The 15,042-nt window shown below is 72.0% G+C and carries 14 protein-coding genes; 4 read left to right on the top strand and 10 right to left on the bottom strand.

The annotated features are described in order from the left end of the window. The first annotated feature begins 87 nt into the window (after positions 1-87). Positions 88-594, top strand: coding sequence for a hypothetical protein (locus ACWGIH_RS27195; protein WP_453451057.1), 507 nt, complete (start codon positions 88-90; stop codon positions 592-594). A gap of 34 nt (positions 595-628) precedes the next feature. Here the strand turns inward: ACWGIH_RS27195 and ACWGIH_RS27190 are convergent, their stop codons facing one another. After that, positions 629-1,408, bottom strand: coding sequence for an SGNH/GDSL hydrolase family protein (locus ACWGIH_RS27190; protein ID WP_453451058.1), 780 nt, complete (start codon positions 1,406-1,408; stop codon positions 629-631). Positions 1,409-1,579: 171 nt separating this feature from the next. Here ACWGIH_RS27190 and ACWGIH_RS27185 point away from each other — a divergent pair, with 171 nt between their 5' ends. Next, complete coding sequence (locus ACWGIH_RS27185; RefSeq protein ID WP_453451059.1) at positions 1,580-1,915, top strand: GNAT family N-acetyltransferase; 336 nt, start codon at positions 1,580-1,582, stop codon at positions 1,913-1,915. Positions 1,916-1,975: 60 nt separating this feature from the next. Here ACWGIH_RS27185 and ACWGIH_RS27180 read toward each other — a convergent pair whose 3' ends face one another. Then, entirely contained in the window at positions 1,976-2,446 is a 471-nt protein-coding gene (locus tag ACWGIH_RS27180; protein WP_453451060.1) for a DNA-binding protein, read from the bottom strand. Positions 2,447-2,790: 344 nt separating this feature from the next. Between ACWGIH_RS27180 and ACWGIH_RS27175 the strand changes: the two genes are divergently transcribed. After that, positions 2,791-3,399 (top strand): hypothetical protein, encoded by a 609-nt coding sequence (locus ACWGIH_RS27175; RefSeq protein WP_453451061.1) that lies wholly within the window; start codon positions 2,791-2,793, stop codon positions 3,397-3,399. Between the two features lie 66 nt (positions 3,400-3,465). On the opposite strand, the gene ACWGIH_RS27170 is transcribed toward ACWGIH_RS27175, so the two are convergent. Continuing rightward, entirely contained in the window at positions 3,466-6,654 is a 3,189-nt protein-coding gene (locus ACWGIH_RS27170; protein ID WP_453451062.1) for a carboxyl transferase domain-containing protein, read from the bottom strand. 76 nt (positions 6,655-6,730) lie between these two features. On the opposite strand from ACWGIH_RS27170, the gene ACWGIH_RS27165 reads away from it, so the two are divergent. Continuing rightward, positions 6,731-7,357 carry a TetR/AcrR family transcriptional regulator gene (locus ACWGIH_RS27165; protein ID WP_453451063.1) on the top strand — a complete coding sequence of 209 codons (627 nt, stop codon included), beginning with the start codon at positions 6,731-6,733 and terminating at the stop codon, positions 7,355-7,357. Positions 7,358-7,410: 53 nt separating this feature from the next. Here the strand turns inward: ACWGIH_RS27165 and ACWGIH_RS27160 are convergent, their stop codons facing one another. The 7 genes from ACWGIH_RS27160 to ACWGIH_RS27130 all read right to left on the bottom strand — a co-directional run bounded on the left by ACWGIH_RS27160 (position 7,411) and on the right by ACWGIH_RS27130 (position 15,023). Next, positions 7,411-8,100 (bottom strand): HAD family hydrolase, encoded by a 690-nt coding sequence (locus ACWGIH_RS27160; RefSeq protein ID WP_453451065.1) that lies wholly within the window; start codon positions 8,098-8,100, stop codon positions 7,411-7,413. 26 nt (positions 8,101-8,126) lie between these two features. Beyond that, positions 8,127-8,609 carry an Lrp/AsnC family transcriptional regulator gene (locus ACWGIH_RS27155; RefSeq protein ID WP_453451066.1) on the bottom strand — a complete coding sequence of 161 codons (483 nt, stop codon included), beginning with the start codon at positions 8,607-8,609 and terminating at the stop codon, positions 8,127-8,129. A gap of 112 nt (positions 8,610-8,721) precedes the next feature. Further along, positions 8,722-9,891, bottom strand: coding sequence for a MalY/PatB family protein (locus tag ACWGIH_RS27150; RefSeq protein ID WP_453451067.1), 1,170 nt, complete (start codon positions 9,889-9,891; stop codon positions 8,722-8,724). Between the two features lies 1 nt (position 9,892). Then, positions 9,893-11,482 carry a maltose/glucose-specific PTS transporter subunit IIBC gene (gene malX / locus ACWGIH_RS27145; RefSeq protein ID WP_453451068.1) on the bottom strand — a complete coding sequence of 530 codons (1,590 nt, stop codon included), beginning with the start codon at positions 11,480-11,482 and terminating at the stop codon, positions 9,893-9,895. A gap of 222 nt (positions 11,483-11,704) precedes the next feature. Then, positions 11,705-12,511: an ABC transporter permease gene (locus tag ACWGIH_RS27140; protein ID WP_453451069.1), complete on the bottom strand. Its 807-nt coding sequence runs from the start codon at positions 12,509-12,511 to the stop codon at positions 11,705-11,707. Next, a complete protein-coding gene (locus ACWGIH_RS27135; RefSeq protein WP_453451070.1) occupies positions 12,508-14,061 on the bottom strand; it encodes an ABC transporter permease subunit in 1,554 nt (517 codons plus the stop codon). The genes ACWGIH_RS27140 and ACWGIH_RS27135 overlap by 4 nt, the downstream gene beginning before the upstream one ends. Then, positions 14,058-15,023: an ABC transporter ATP-binding protein gene (locus ACWGIH_RS27130; RefSeq protein WP_453451071.1), complete on the bottom strand. Its 966-nt coding sequence runs from the start codon at positions 15,021-15,023 to the stop codon at positions 14,058-14,060. The genes ACWGIH_RS27135 and ACWGIH_RS27130 overlap by 4 nt, the downstream gene beginning before the upstream one ends. Positions 15,024-15,042 lie beyond the last annotated feature (19 nt).

Genomic DNA, 15,042 nt, shown 5'->3' with positions numbered 1-15,042 from the left:
CCGCTCCTGAGGGCGGCCCACCCGCGCCGACCTATGCTGTGACGCCTGCTGCCTGGGGCGTGGCGGGGAACTTCACGGGGGCGAGGGATGGATCAAGGGCTGACGGCCATTCTCGGCGCGGCCGTGGGGGCGATCGCCACCGGGGCCGCGGCGCTGGTCACGGCGGTGTCGGCGTCCCGTCTGCACAAGAACAAGGCCCGGCAGGAAGCGTGCCTGGCCTACCTCACGCTGGTGGCGCAGATCCGCATGGCGCTCATCGACGTCAGCCGGCACTTCCGGCCGGGCCCGAACCACCTCTACGAGCCGCTCGACGCGGCGACCGCAAGGGCCCGCGCCGCGGACATCGACGCCCAGTACCGCGAGCTCATCACGCGGCACGCGGTCCTGATGCTGGCGGGCCCCCGCCGGGTCTACCGACAGGCGGTACGCACGACGGACCTGGTCGCCGAGCCGCTGACGCTCCTCACCCGGTGGACCGCGCTCACGGAACCGGCGACCGTCACCGAGGAGCAGATACAGGCCTTCGACCGAGCCGTCGAAGCCCTCGCCCAAGGCCTGGCCCACTTCGCGGACACGGCGAGGGAGAGCACGTAGCCCGAGCCGCGATCGCCCGCCCGACCGTCCGGACCTACGACCGGGGGTCCTCGTAGGGCAGCAGCTCCGGCCGCTTGGCCGGGAGGCCGTCGCCGGAGGAGCGGCCCGTGAGGCGGCGGGCGATCCAGGGAGCCAGGTGCTGCCTGGCGAAGCGGATGTCGGCCACGCGGCGTGCCGTCCAGTTCGGTGGGGCGGTGGCCGGGAGCGGGGCCTGCCAGTCGTCCTCGGGGTCCTGGCCGAGGGCCTGCCACACCGCTTCGGCGACCCTGCGGTGGCCCTCGGCCGTCAGGTGCAGCCGGTCCACGTCCCACATGCGCTGGTCGCCGAGCGCGGCCGATCCGTACAGGTCCACGACCGTGGCGCCGTGCCGTGCCGCCAAGTCGTCGATGTGGACGAAGAGTTCCTCCATGCGCGGGCGGAAGCGCTGGAACACGGGGCCGTTCCTGCCCGGACTGCGCATCAGGACCAGCTGCTTGCAGGCGGGGGCAAGGCGTTCGACGGCCTCTTCGAGGAGGTCACGGACGCGGACCATGTCGCACTTGGGGCGCAGCGTGTCGTTGAGGCCGCCCACCAAAGTGATCACGTCCGGCTGCATGGCGGCCGCGACGTCCACCTGCTCGGCCACGATCTGGCCGATGAGTTTTCCGCGCACCGCGAGGTTCGCGTACCGGAAACCGGGGGAGGCGGCAGCCATCCGGGCGGCGAGCAGATCCGCCCAGCCGCGGTAGCTGCCGTCGGGCAGCAGGTCCGACATGCCCTCGGTGAAGGAGTCGCCGACCGCGACGAGACTGGTGTAGTTGGCATTCATCTGCATGGCGGGAGCGATCGTACATGGAGCTTCGACCCTTTGCCGTGGCGGAAGCGGCCACGGTGGCGCGCTGGCCGGCCTCCGCCGCCGAGGTCGCCCTGTGGTGCGGGTCGCGTGACTTCCCCGTGGCGGCGCAGGTGGTGGCCGGATGGCAGGAGGATCCGGACGTACGGGGTTATGTGCTGGTCGGGAGCGAGACGCTCCTCGGCTACGGGGAGGTGTGGTGCGACGAGGAGGAGGGCGAGGCGGAACTCGCCCGGGTCATCGTGGCGCCGGGCGCCGGGCGCCCGTGGGCGAGGGCTCGGGCGGAGACTGGTGCGGGGACTGGCCGAGCAGGCACTGCGGGCCGGATACACGGAGATCTTCATGCGCGTCCACCCCGCGAACACCACCGCCCTGCGCTGCTATCGGGGGGCCGGATTCCTGCCGGTCGACCCCGCCCTGGCCGCGCAGTGGAACATTCCGCAACCCGTCGGCTACGTGTGGCTCCGGCACGCGGGCGCGGGGGCGTGAGGGGTCGGCAGGGCGCCGCGCGGGGGTCGGGCTGCCGCCTCGCCGGCGGGGCTCAGGGGTTCAGGGGCTGGGGGGTGTGGCGTCCGGGTCGGCGATCGCCGCACGGCCGACCAGCCGTTCGTAGCGCTGCCTGGCCGCCTGCGGGGTGCCGAGGCCGAGGCCGAAGGCGATCTCCGGCCAGGTCATCCCGCGGCCACGCGCCATCTGCAGGAGTCCGGCCTCCACCTGGTCCATCTCGCCCCGTGCCATCGGCATGAGCGTCAGCGCCGCGGTGATGTCCGCGTGGTCCACTTCCGGCTCGCCCTCCGCGCGATCCGCGACTCCGGTCAGCAGGAACGTCACGAGCCGTGCCGCCTCGTACGGGCCGACGATCGTGGCGTGGACCTGTCGGCGACGCTGCTCGTCGGTGGCCGCGTGGCGCTCGGCGATGCGGAACAGGGCGGCGGGGGCGCGGCCCGCACGCACCTGGTCCGGGTGCGTCGGGCTGAAGGGGTCGGTCTCGGCGGGGTCCTGCCCGGGAGTGGATGTCATGCCGTCCAGCGTGGGGGGCACACGTAATGCTGTCAACGTTTCGTGGTGAACATTGTGTTTGCATGCGTGCTCGTGGGGCGTCCCAGTCGCCGCGCGGGGTGGCGTATGGAACGGTGGAAAACACCTGAAATGCCACTCCTGGCATACCCGGCGAGAGGGGAAGCGCATGTCATCGAAGCGACGTCGCAAGAAGAAGGCACGCCGTAAGCACGCGGCCAACCACGGCAGCCGCCCCCAGTCCTGACCGCCGCTGAACCCGGCGCCCGCCGCCGCCCGCGCAACCGGTTTCTGTGCGATCTCGTCAACAGCCTTGCCACCTGGGTCAACGGGTGAACAATGGTGCAATGTTGGAGTTGTTGCGAGAAGTCGGCGTAGAACTGCCGGGCGGCGCCGGGCTGTTGAAGTTCGGGATGACACCCGGCGAGGTCCTCGAACTGCTGCCGCCCGACAAGGTCACGCACCACCGGCAGTGCATGGGACTGACCCTGGATCAGTACACGGAGCTCCGGCACGCGCACGACGCCTGGCTCGGCGGTCTCCTCTTCGAGCCCGAGTGGAACTTCGACGCGGAGCTCGACGGCGTCGTCCTGGGCTTCGGCGGCGGTGGTCCCGGCGTCACCGACCGGCTCGCCCGCGTGGAGATCCAGGCACGGGCCCGGCCGGACCGCCCGGAGGCGACTCCGGTGGCCTGGGACGACATCGACCTCTTCGGCTATCCCGCCGCGGAGATCGTGGCCGTACTGCCCGGGGCCACCGCGGCGTCCGGCGGGCCGCCGCCCGCCGATGTCGCCGTGGGCGAGCTCGGCCTTCGCCTCTCACGGGGCAGGCCGACGGCGGAGCACTGGGAACGGGTGACCCTCTTCGGCCCCGGATCCGGCAGTTGGGGCGCCTGCTGCGCGGGCGGACTCGTCTGCGCCGAGCAGGGGGACGGCCTCGTCGGGATCATGTACTGACGGGGCTGGTGGCGGGGTCGGTGGCGGGGTCTCCGACGGGCTCGCGACCGAGCTTCGTCCGTTGCTTCACGGCCGTGGCTCAGCCGCCCCCTCCAGCGCGGCAATAATCCAACTCCTCGACTCCGCCGGGTCGATGACCGCGTCGATCTCCAGCGCGGCTGCGGCGTTCACCGCCTTGCCGTGCTCGTACAGCTCGGCCACGTGGGCGTCGAACACCCGCTGCCGCTCCTGCGGATCGGCGATCGCGGCCAGCTCCTTGCGGTAGCCGAGCCGGACGGCACCCTCCAGGCCCATCCCGCCGAACTCGCCGCTCGGCCACGCCGCCGTGGCCACGGGCGCGCGGGTGGAGCCGCCCATCATGGCCATCGCGCCGAGGCCGTACGCCTTGCGCAGCACCAGGCTGACCAGCGGGACACGGAGCTGGGCGCCGGTCACGAAGAGCCGGGAGAAGTGCCGTACGGTCGCCGTCCGTTCGGCGTCCGGGCCGACCATGAAGCCCGGCGTGTCACACAGGGAGACGACGGGGAGCCCGAACGCGTCGCACAGCCGCAGGAAGCGCTCCGCCTTGTCGGCCCCGTCACGGTCGATCGCCCCGCCCAGATGCCCGGGGTTGTTGGCGAGCAGCCCCATCGGCCGGCCCTCGACGCGTACGAGCGCCGTGAGGATGCCCACGCCGAAACCGCGCCGCAGTTCAAGGACCGAGTCCGTGTCGGCGATCCCCTCGATCGCGGCCCGCACGTCATAGGCCCGACGCCGGTTCTCCGGGACCGCGTGCCGCAGCAGCCTCGGATCGGCCGCCTCCCAACTTCCCTGCGCGGACGCGTCGTTCGCGCCGTGCGTGAAGTAGGCGAGGTACTTGCGAGCGACCCGCACCGCCTCCGCCTCGTCGGCCACCGCGACGTCCACCACGCCGTTGGGCACCTGGACGGACAGAGGGCCGACCTCTTCGGGGCGGTACACGCCGAGGCCGCCGCCCTCGATCATCGCCGGTCCGCCCATTCCGATGCTGGCCTCCGGCGTCGCGATCACCACGTCACAGGTGCCGAGCAGAGCCGCGTTTCCCGCGAAGCACCGGCCCGACGCGACGCCCACCAGGGGAACGCGACCGCTCAGCCGCCCCATCTGATGGAACGTCGGCACGTCGAGCCCGGCGACGGACGTCGTGTCGGTGTCCCCGGGGCGGCCGCCACCGCCCTCCGCGAACAGCACCACGGGCAGCCGCCGTTCCTCGGCCAGCTGGAGCATCCGGTCCGTCTTGCGGTGGTTCTGATGCCCCTGGGTGCCGGCGAGGACGGTGTAGTCGTACGACATCGCCACGCACCGCACACCGTCGACCCGTCCTGTGCCGGTGACCATGCCGTCCGCGGGCGTCGAGACGATCAGGTCGTCGAGGGAGCGGCGGCGGCGCTGCGCGGCGATCGCGAGGGCGCCGTACTCCGTGAACGTGCCCTCGTCGCACAGGTCCTGGATGTTCTCGCGTGCCGTGCGCCGCCCGATGCGGTGGCGCTTCTCGACGGCTTCGGGGCGCTGGGCGTCCAGACCGATCGCATGCCTGGCCAGGGTCTCGGCCAGGTCGGGACGGATGGCGTCCGGATCCGTGGTCTCCTCGGCGAGTGCCGTGGCCGCCTCGCCCGACGCCGACGCCTCCACCGTGACCAAGGGGTGCCCCTCCGCCGCCGTGCCGCCGACGTGCGCGTGCAGGGCGGTCACCGTTCCTGAGACGGTCGCGCGCAGGACGTGCTCCATCTTCATCGCTTCGAGCACGAGCAACTGCTGCCCCGCAAGCACCTGTTCGCCCACCGCCACGTCGACGGTGACGACGGTCCCCGTCATGGGCGCGGTGACGGTCGCGTCGTCCGTCGGCACCCGCGGCGCCACCTCGTCCGGCAGCAGCTCCGCCACGTGCTCGGTCACGAAGCCGGTGTGCGCGCCACCCGCGGTGAAGCCCGGATGGGCGAGCAGCGCACGGAGGAGGGGAATCCCGGTGCGTACACCCTCGACGGCGAAGTCCGCCAGGGCGCGGGACGCGCGTTCGCAGACCGCGGCGAAGTCCCCATGGGGCGCGTGCACGATGACCTTGGCGAGCAGCGCGTCGTAACGCGCCCCGATCTCCGCCCCGTTGCGCGCCGCCGTGTCCACGCGCACCCCCGGGCCCGTCGGCACGTCGAAGCGCGTGAGCGTGCCGGTGGAGGGGAGGGCGGTGCCGTCCGGCGCCGGGGACTCGGCGTTGACGCGCGCCTGGAGCGCGTAGCCGCGCGGCTCGGGCGGCGGGCCCGCGAGGCCGAGCGCCGCGAGCGATTCGCCTGCGGCCAGGCGCAGTTGTGTCACCACCAGATCGACGCCCGTCACCTCCTCGGTGACCGTGTGCTCGACCTGGAGGCGGGGATTGGCCTCGATGAAGTGGAACTCCTCGCCGAGAAGCAGGAACTCGAAGGTGCCGAGGCCGGTGTACCCGCACGCGCGGGCCATCCGCAGGGCCGCGGACACGAGTTTCTCCCTGAGCGGCGGGGAGAGTCCGGGTGCCGGAGCGACCTCGACGAGCTTCTGGTGTCGGCGCTGGGCGCTGCAGTCGCGCTCCCAGAGGTGAGTGATGTCGCCGGTCACGTCGCCCAGGATCTGGACCTCGATGTGGCGGGCGCCGGTCAGCAGCTCCTCCACGTACAACTCCGCGCGCCCGAAGCCCTGCAAGGCCTCCGAGCGGCAGCGTTCCCAGGCGTCCGCCAGCTCGTCGGGGTGCCGCACGGCCCGCATGCCGCGCCCTCCGCCGCCACCGATGGCCTTCACCATCACCGCGCCCGAAGGGCCGAGTCCGGCAAGGAAGGCGGAGGCATCGGCCAGGCTCGTCGGCCCCTGTGTGCCCGCGAGGACAGGCACCCCCAGCCGTACGGCGAGCGCACGCGCGCGTGCCTTGTCGCCGAACAGGCCGAGCACCTCGGGGGACGGCCCCACGAACCGCAGCCCCGCCTCCGCGCAGCGCCCCGCGAACTCCGCGTCCTCGCTCAGGAATCCGTAACCGGGGTGCAGCATCTCGCAGCCGGAACGGCGGGCCGCGGCCAGCACCGCGTCCGCGTCCAGATACGCGGCCGGGCCTGTGCCCCCCAACGGCTGCGCCTCGTCCGCCAGTTGTACGTGCCGAGCGGCGGCGTCGTCCTGTGCGTACACGGCGACCGTGCGCAGGCCGGCCTCCGCGGCGGCCTGCAGGACGCGGACGGCGATCTCCCCGCGATTGGCGACGAGCACGGCGGCAGAACCCATGAAGCCCTCCTGAGGTATCCGGCGCCGCCATGCTCATTGACATTGACATTGGCGTCAACGTCAATAAGCTCGCCGCGTGGCACGACGACACCAGCCCTGGGCGACCCGCACCGCCCGCGACCGCAGCGACGCCCCGGCCCGCGGACGCCTCCTGGACGCCGCCGAGGCCGTGTTCGCGCGGCGCGGGTACGGCGCGACGACCATCGCCGACATCACCACGGAGGCGGAGGTCTCGCGGGCGGGCTTCTATGTGTACTTCGCGTCCAAGGAGGAAATCTTCCGCGTCCTCGCGGTGCGCGTACGGGACGCGTTCCTCGCCGCACAGGACGTGCCGGGCGTCGATCGCGACGATGCCCGTGAGGTGGTCGAGGCATCGACCGCCGCGTTCATCGCCGCGTACGCCCGACACCTGCCGCTGCTCAGGCTGTTGGAGCAGCAGGCGCAGACCGACGAGGACGTCCGCGCCCTGTGGGAGGAGACGCAGGAACGCCCCATCCACCGCTCCGCCCGCTACATCCGCCGACTCGCGGCCGAGGGCACGGCCCGGCCGGTCGCCGATCCGCTCGCCGTGGCCCGCGCGGTCGGCGGCATGAGCATCCAGTTCGCCCGGCTCACGGCGTCCGCCCCCGACACGTACGAGGCGGCCGTCCGCGATGTGACCGCCATGTTCCTGCACCTGCTCGGAGTCGAGAACCCACGCTGAACTGCCTGGTGCCGCGCCCGCTCAGGGGGGGGCGGCCCTTCCACGCGCCGCGCTCACGTACGCGTCGCGGCGACCAGGTGGTCCCAAGCCGCCTGCGCCGTGAACTCGGCCTGCCCGCCGCGCAGCAGCAGCCCCGCCGAGGCGAACGCCGGTTCGTCGGCATGGGCGGTGACGTACGGGATCGCGATGCAGCGCATGCCCGCCGCGTGCGCCGCGACCGCGCCCGGAGCGGCGTCCTCCAGGACCACGCAGTCGGCCGGGTCCGCGCCGAGAAGCGCGGCTGCGGCCAGGAACACGTCGGGCGCGGGCTTGCCGTGCGCGACCTCGTCCGCCGAGACGACGGTGGTCAGGAGCGCGTCGAGCCCGGTGCCCGCGAGGATCGCCTCGATGGCGGCACGGGACGACCCGGAGGCCACGGCCATCGGCACCCCGGCACCGTGCAGCCGCTCCACGAACTTCCGCATCTCGGGGAAGACGTGTGTGTCGGCGCGAGCGAGTGCGAGGTAGCGACGGTCGAGCTCCGAGAGCAGTTCGGCCACCGGTACGCCGATGCCGTACCGGTCCTTCCACGTGGCGAGGGTCTCCTGGGTGCCGATGCCCACATACCGCTCGTTGTCGGCCCAGCTGTAGGCGACGCCGTGCTCGGCGAGCAGTTCGCGCGAGGCCTCGTAGTAATTCGGCTCGCTGTCCACGAGAGTGCCGTCGAGATCGAAGATGACCGAGGTGCCGCCGAAGATGCTCATGCCCTCCAGCATGCCAAAGCCGCAGTTCAACGCTGCTCGGCGGAGGCCCTGCCGATCGACTCGACGAGCGGGAGCAGCCGGTGCGGGACGCGCTCGCGCAGCGCCATCTCCGTACGGGTGCGGACCACGCCCGGCATCTGGATCAGCTGCTGGACGACGTCCTCCAGGTGGCCGTTGTCCCGGGCCACCACGCGGGTCAGGAGATCACCGCCGCCGGTGATCGAGAACGCCTCGATGATCTCCGGCACGGCGGCGAGCGCGTTGCCCACCTCGTCCAGATGTCCCTGCGTGACCTCGATGTGCACGAAGGCGAGCACGGGATGCCCGAGCGCGGCGGGCGAGAGGGAAGGCCCGGTCCCGGTGATCACCCCGTCCCGCTCCAGCCGGTCGAGCCGGGCCTGGAGGGTGCCGCGGGCAACCCCGAGCACGCGCGCGTACTCACGGACGCTGGTGCGTGGCTGCTCCAGGAGGAGCCGCAGAATGCGGGTGTCGAGTTCGTCGACGGCCATGGCGCGGGTCTCCCGGGTACGAGGTGCGAACCTCGCGACTGTACCAACGGAACACGGCGTTCAGCCCTTGGGAGACCGTCCTGACCTGCGCATACCGGACCGGCCTCACGCCTCAGCCGGCCGCGTGCCCGCGCTGGACCGCCCGTGCCGCCTCCACCAGCGCCGTGACTCCCCGCTCGACCTTCTCCCGAGGGCAGCCCACGTTCAGGCGCAGGTGGCCGGGGGAGCCGTATGCCGTGCCGGGCATGATCGCCACCTTCTGCGTGTCGATCAGTTCGCGCTGGAGTGCCTCGTCGTCCACCCCGAGCGGGCTCACGTCGATCCAGGCCAGGTAGCCCGCCTGGGGCGGGGTCCAGTTCAGCTCGGGGAACGCCGCGTCGAGGCGGTCGGCGACCAGGCTGAGGTTGCCGCGGAGGTACGTGCCCAGGGCGTCCAGCCACGGGGCGCCCTGCCGGTACGCCGCGATGTGCCCGACCAGCGAGAGCACCGCCGGAGAGGACAGGCCGTCGGCCTCCTTGAGGTTGCGGAGGTACGCGTCGCGCGTGGCCGGTTCGGCGATGATGCCGTAACTGCCTGTCAGAGCCGGGATGTTGAAGGATTTCGACGCCGACGTCACCACCGCCCAGCGCCCTTCGCGCGCGCCGTGCAGGGGCCACGGGCGGTGGACGTACGGCGGATGCGCGAGGTCCGAGTGGATCTCGTCGCTGATCACCGCGACGCCGTACCGCGCGCACAGAGCGGCGGTGCGGTCCAGCTCGGCCTCCGTCCAGACGTGGCCGGTGGGGTTGTGGGGTGAGCACAGCAGCAGGACGGCCGTGTCCGGCTTGGCAAGGAGCCGTTCCAGTTCGGCCCAGTCGCCGAGCGGGCAGCCGAGCAGACGCCGCTCGTGCGCGGCCACCGTCTTGGGGAAGGCGTCGTACGTCGGCGTGTGGACGACGACGCCGTCGCCCGGGCGGGACCACAGGCGTAGGAGCTGGGAGATCTGGTAGATCACGGACGGGCCGTAGACGATCGACTCCGGGGCCACCTCGGTCGCGTGGCGTGCGCCGTACCAGCCGACGATCGCGGACAGGAAGTCCGTCTGCCGCCAGCGGGAGTAGCCGAGCACGCCGTGGTCGAGCCTGCCGCGGAGGGCCGCCAGAACCGCGGGTGCCGTCTCGAAGTCCATGTCCGAGATGGTGAAGGGCAGCAGGTCAGGGACGCCGAAGCGGTCCTCGACGTAGTCCCACTGCGTGCACCACGTGCCGTGCCGGTCGATCGGGGTGTCGAAGTCGTAGGACATGTCAGCCCACCTTGGACAGCGAGGCGATCGCATCCTTCACCGACTGCACCTGCGGGCCGATGATGACCTGCACATTGTGCGCGTCGAGCTTGATGACACCGACCGCACCGAGCTTCTTGAGGCGTGCTTCGTCGACCTGCTCGGCGTCCTCGACCGTCATGCGCAAGCGCGTGATGCAGTTGTCGAGGGTCTGGATGTTCCCGGCTCCACCGATCGCCTCCAAGATCGCCAAGGCGTCGTACTTCCCGGCGATCAGCTCACGCGGAGCCGCGGCCTTTCCCTCGGCGGACGCCTCCTCCGCCACCGGCTCGTCCCGTCCCGGCGTCTTGAGGTCGAAGCGCGTGATGGCCCAGCGGAAGAGGAAGTAGTAGCCGGCGAACCACACCGCGGCGATGACGGGGATCAGGTACCACTTCGTGGTCGTGCCCTGCAGCACGCCGAAGACGAGCCAGTCGATGACGTTGCCGTCGGTGTTGCCGATGAACACCCCGAGGACGGCGGCGGTCAGGAACCCGAGGCCGACAAGGACGGCGTGGATCAGGTACAGCCACGGAGCGATGAACAGGAAGAGGAACTCCAGCGGTTCGGTGATGCCGCCGACGACGCACGCGACGACGCCGGAGACCAGGAGCGCCTTGATCTCCGGGCGCATCTTCCTGTTCGCGCAGTGGTACATCGCCAGGGCCGCACCCGGCAGCCCGCCGAGGTAGACGGCCATCTTGCCCTGGGAGAGGAAGTGCGTGGCGTCGGTGACCGCGTCACCGGGCGGGGTCGCGCAGTTGAGCTGGGCGTAGAAGAGGTTCAGCGCGCCGGAGACCTGGTCGCCGCAGACCGCGCCGGAGCCGCCGACATCCGTGAAGCGGAACATGGCGACGAGGATGTGGTGCAGGCCGATCGGCCGGAGGAGCACCTCTCCCATGCCGAAGAAGAACGGGCCGAAGACGCCCGCGTGACCGATCGCGCGCCCGAGGTCCGTGATCCAGCCGTTGAACGTCGGCCACACCAGCGGGATCAGCAGACCGAGCAGGCTGAGCACCAGCGTCGAGATGATCGGCACGAACCGCAGGCCGCCGAAGAAGGCGAGCGCGTCGGGCATCCGCTGGGCACGAAAGCGCTGGTGGAGCACGCTGACAACGATGCCAACAGCTACGGCGCCGAGCAGTCCCGTATCGATGGACTGGATGCCGATCACGTCGGCGATGCCGTAGTGGGCGATGGCCTTCTCGTCCTCCAGGTCCACGTCCTTGGCGGTGAGGTAGAAGTTCACCGCCAGGTTCATCGCGGCGTAGCCGACGAAGCCCGAGAAGGCCGCGACGCCCTTGTCCTCGCGGGCCAGGCCCAGCGGGATGGCTATCGCGAACATCACGGGGAGGAACTTGAAGGCGACGAGGCCGGTGCTCGCCATCCACGTGAAGACGAGGTGGAAGCCCTCGCCCTGGAGGAAGGTGAGGTTCTCGGTGACGGCTTCGCTGGAGAGCGACGAGCCGATGCCCAGCATGATGCCGCAGAACGCGAGCAGGGCCACCGGGAGCATGAACGTCTTGCCGAGGCCCTGGAGGAATTCCCAGAGGGCGGACTTGGTCTTCTGCATGTGTGGGGGTCTTTCGGGCCTGAGCGGAGACGTGCGATGACCGGCCCACGAGCGCGCGGGCCAGGACGGTGGTGGCCGGTCACCCGCCGTACGCGGGGATCGCCCGCCCACCGGCGTGGAAGGTCCACCGATCCACGCCGAAGGTCGATCGATCCGCCCGGACGGATGAGATCACAGCGGCTCGTGGGCTGTCCATGGCCGTTGCACATGGTGTACGCGGCCTCAGGCGTCCCGCGCCCGCAGCACCACTCCACCCGCGAGGAGCGCCGCCCCCGCCCACGCCGCGAGCACCCCGATGCCCGCCCACGGCCCGATCGGCAGCCGGTCGAGATCGACGGTCGCCTGGATCGCGAGCCCGGCCGTCGCGGGGGACGCCCGCAGGGCGTACTCCTGCCAGTCGGGATCGGCGAGCAGCCCCGCCAGCAGCGGGAAGGCGTAGAAGAGGCCGAGCACCGAGGTGACGGCGGTCGCCGTGTCACGCAGCGCGGTGGCCGCGCCGAGGCCGGTCAGGGCGGTGAGCGTGAGGTAGAGGACCGTGCCGACGGCCGCGCGCAGCGTCGGGCCGTCGGTCAGGCCCGGTGTCGCGAAACCGTCGGCGGCGAGCAGCATCCGCCCGGCGAGGAGCGAGCCGAGCACGCCGACGGCACCGGCCACCGCGGTCAGCGCGCTCAGCACCAGGGCTTTGGAGGCGAGCAGCCGGACGCGGCCGGGTTCCGTCGTCAGCGACGTACGGATGGTGCCCGTGCCGTACTCACCGCTCATCGCGAGCACCGCGAGGACGACGACCGCGCCCTGGCCGAGCCAGACGCCCGTGAGGCTGAGCTTCACGGTGTCCTCGTGGCAGTCGGCCGGGACCGGGCAGTCCCCCGAGGTCAGCGACGCGGTGGTGGCCGCGCCCGCGAGGAGGGTCAGGGCCACCACGGCGAACAGGAGCCACCAAGTGCTGTGCAGCGTACGGAGCTTGGTCCACTCGGCATGCACCGTGCCGAGTGCGCGGCGGTCTCCCGCGCGGACTCCGGCGCCCCTCACGCGTCCCGCTTCCGCACGTTCCACACCGCGATGCCGAGCGCCACGACGGCGTACGCGGCCAGCGTCGCGAAGCCCGGCCACGGGCCCTGCGGGTAACAGCCGTCCTCAGGGAGGCAGAGGCTCGCCACCTGGTCGTAGCGCGGTGTCGTCTCCTGGATCGCGAACCCGGCGACAGGCGTGAGCCGTTGCAGCCACTGCGACATGCCGAGCGGCAGCATGCTCACCAGGACGAGGGGCAGGACGATCACCACGACGACGGTGGTGATCGCGGCGGCGGTGCTGCGCAGCAGCGCGCCGAGCGCCAGGGCGAGCACGGCGACCAGGGCGAGCAGGGCCGCGGTGCCGAGCACCGCGCGCACGACCGGGCCGTCGGTAAGGGAGAACTCGGGGAACAGCGGCGGCTTGTGACCGTTCTCGCGCAGTACGGGCATGCTGAGCAGGAACGAGGCGAGGTTCGCGACGAGCCCGGCGGCGAAGGCGACCGCGCCCACCACCACGGCCTTGGCGACGAGGACCCGGCCGCGCCGCGGACTGGCCACGAACGTGGTCCGGATCATGCCGCGCCGGTACTCCGAGGTGATGAACAGGACGCCGAGCGCGGCGATCAGGACGAGACCGAGCTGGGAGCCGTTCAGGGAGGCGGCGACGAGGTCGGGCTGCAGGGGGGTGCCGGGGGCGATGTCGCCGGAGCCGGTGAGCTCGAACGTGCCGCCGGAGCGCTCCAGTTCGCCTTGCCGCGCGCCTGGCGGGGGGCTCGGTTCGCCTCGTCCGCCGCCGGTCCGCCCGACGTCGGTCAGCTCCCAGTCGGCGCCTCTCGCACCGCCCTTGACCGTCACCTCGTCGAAGCGCGCCGTGGAGCGCGAGGGGCCGTCGTCGTGTGAGACGTTGCCGAACTCGCGTGTCATGGACCGCACGTCGGGTGACGCCACGAAGAGTCCGACCGGGACCGCGCCCGCGCCGGAGTCGAGTTCGGCCGTGCCGGCCTTCCGCCAGCCGCGGCCGTCGGCCGACGTGTACGCCGTGACGGTGACGCCCGACCGGGTCAGCCGCAGCCAGGTCGCCTTGTCCGCAGACACGGCCGGCCCGGCGACGTCGCCGGTGAAGTGGCTCTGGAACCGCACGCCGTGCCCCGGGGTGACCATCAGGGCCGCGTAGTCGGAACCGCTCTCGGTGTTCTCCTTGACGATCACCCCGGCCTTGGCCCACGCGGGAGCCCGGTCGGGGCGCACGCCCGCCGGTCCCGTCACCCGTGCGGTGATGCTGCCGTCCGCGGGGAGCGTGCGGTGCACGAAGGTGAAGTCGTCGCGGATGGCCACCCCGCCGGGGCCGGTGGGCGCGGACGAGCCACCGCCCGCGACCTCGAGGCCCGAACTGGACGCGGAGAACAGCGAGATCAGTACGGTCACCAGGACCGCGGCCAGCAGTGTCAGGCCCCAGCGGCGCACCGTACGCAGCTTGGTCCACTCGGCGCGAAGGAGCTGCGGGAAGCCGTCGCGGCCGGCCACGACCGTGCCCGGCCGCCCGCGAGGTGGCGTCTCGGTGGTGGTCATCGGCTGCTCCCCTCGACCGGATGTTCGGCGGCGAACTCCACGTCGTGCCTGGTCAGTTCCATGTACGCCTCTTCGAGTGAGGCCCGGTGCGCGGCGACCCCGGAGAAGGGGACACCGGCACCGCCGAGCAGCTCCACGACCCGTTCCGCTTCGAGACCGGAGACGGTGAGCGTGTCGCGCCCGGTGGCCGCGACACTCGCCCCCGCGCCCGCGAGCACGGTCATCGCCGTCGTCCGGTCGGACGTCCGCACCTCGACCCGGTCGCCCGACGCGGCGGCCAGCAGCTCCCGTACGCTCGTGTCGGCGATGACGTGCCCGCGGCCGACCACCACCAAGTGGTCAGCGGTGTCCTGGAGTTCACTCATCAGATGGCTGGACACGAGCACGGCGCGGCCCTCGGCGGCGAGGGATCTCAGGAAGCCGCGGATCCACTGGATGCCCTCCGGGTCGAGGCCGTTGACGGGTTCGTCGAGGAGCAGCACGGGCGGATCGCCGAGCAGCGCCGCCGCCATGCCGAGGCGCTGGCGCATGCCGAGCGAGTACCCGCCCGCCCTGCGCCGCGCGGCCTGCCCGAGCCCGACGAGTTCGAGGACCTCGTCGACGCGCCGCACGGGCAGCCGATGCGAATGCGCCATCCACAGAAGGTGATCGCGGCCCCGGCGGCTGGGGTGCACGGCGGTCGCGTCGAGCAGCGCCCCCACTTCCAGCAGGGGCGTACGCAGCGCCCCGTAGGGACGGCCGCCGATGAGGGCCGTGCCCTCGTCCGCGGAGTCCAGGCCGAGGATGATGCGCATGGTGGTCGACTTGCCCGCGCCGTTGGGCCCGACGAAGCCCGTGACCTGCCCCGGCGAGACGGTGAAGGTGAGGCCGTCCACGGCGGTGACCGAGCCGAACCGCTTGCGCAGTCCGCGCACTTCGATGGTCGCTTCGCCACCATCGGCTGTTGCTGTGATGCCATCCATGAGAAACGAGGCTAGACAG

The sequence above is a fragment of the Streptomyces sp. NPDC054872 genome, assembly GCF_053610705.1.
The sequence above is the reverse complement of the archived record's forward strand: the minus strand, read 5'-3'. Positions and strand labels throughout refer to the sequence as shown.

Excerpts from the sequence above, each read along its gene's own strand:
- ACWGIH_RS27195 (WP_453451057.1), top strand. The coding sequence starts at position 88 with ATGGATCAAGGGCTGACGGCCATTCTCGGCGCGGCCGTGGGGGCGATC.
- ACWGIH_RS27190 (WP_453451058.1), bottom strand. The coding sequence starts at position 1,408 with ATGCAGATGAATGCCAACTACACCAGTCTCGTCGCGGTCGGCGACTCC.
- ACWGIH_RS27185 (WP_453451059.1), top strand. The coding sequence starts at position 1,580 with ATGTGCTGGTCGGGAGCGAGACGCTCCTCGGCTACGGGGAGGTGTGGT.
- ACWGIH_RS27180 (WP_453451060.1), bottom strand. The coding sequence starts at position 2,446 with ATGACATCCACTCCCGGGCAGGACCCCGCCGAGACCGACCCCTTCAGC.
- ACWGIH_RS27175 (WP_453451061.1), top strand. The coding sequence starts at position 2,791 with ATGTTGGAGTTGTTGCGAGAAGTCGGCGTAGAACTGCCGGGCGGCGCC.
- ACWGIH_RS27170 (WP_453451062.1), bottom strand. The coding sequence starts at position 6,654 with ATGGGTTCTGCCGCCGTGCTCGTCGCCAATCGCGGGGAGATCGCCGTC.
- ACWGIH_RS27160 (WP_453451065.1), bottom strand. The coding sequence starts at position 8,100 with ATGAGCATCTTCGGCGGCACCTCGGTCATCTTCGATCTCGACGGCACT.
- ACWGIH_RS27155 (WP_453451066.1), bottom strand. The coding sequence starts at position 8,609 with ATGGCCGTCGACGAACTCGACACCCGCATTCTGCGGCTCCTCCTGGAG.
- ACWGIH_RS27150 (WP_453451067.1), bottom strand. The coding sequence starts at position 9,891 with ATGTCCTACGACTTCGACACCCCGATCGACCGGCACGGCACGTGGTGC.
- malX (WP_453451068.1), bottom strand. The coding sequence starts at position 11,482 with ATGCAGAAGACCAAGTCCGCCCTCTGGGAATTCCTCCAGGGCCTCGGC.
- ACWGIH_RS27135 (WP_453451070.1), bottom strand. The coding sequence starts at position 14,061 with ATGACCACCACCGAGACGCCACCTCGCGGGCGGCCGGGCACGGTCGTG.
- ACWGIH_RS27130 (WP_453451071.1), bottom strand. The coding sequence starts at position 15,023 with ATGGATGGCATCACAGCAACAGCCGATGGTGGCGAAGCGACCATCGAA.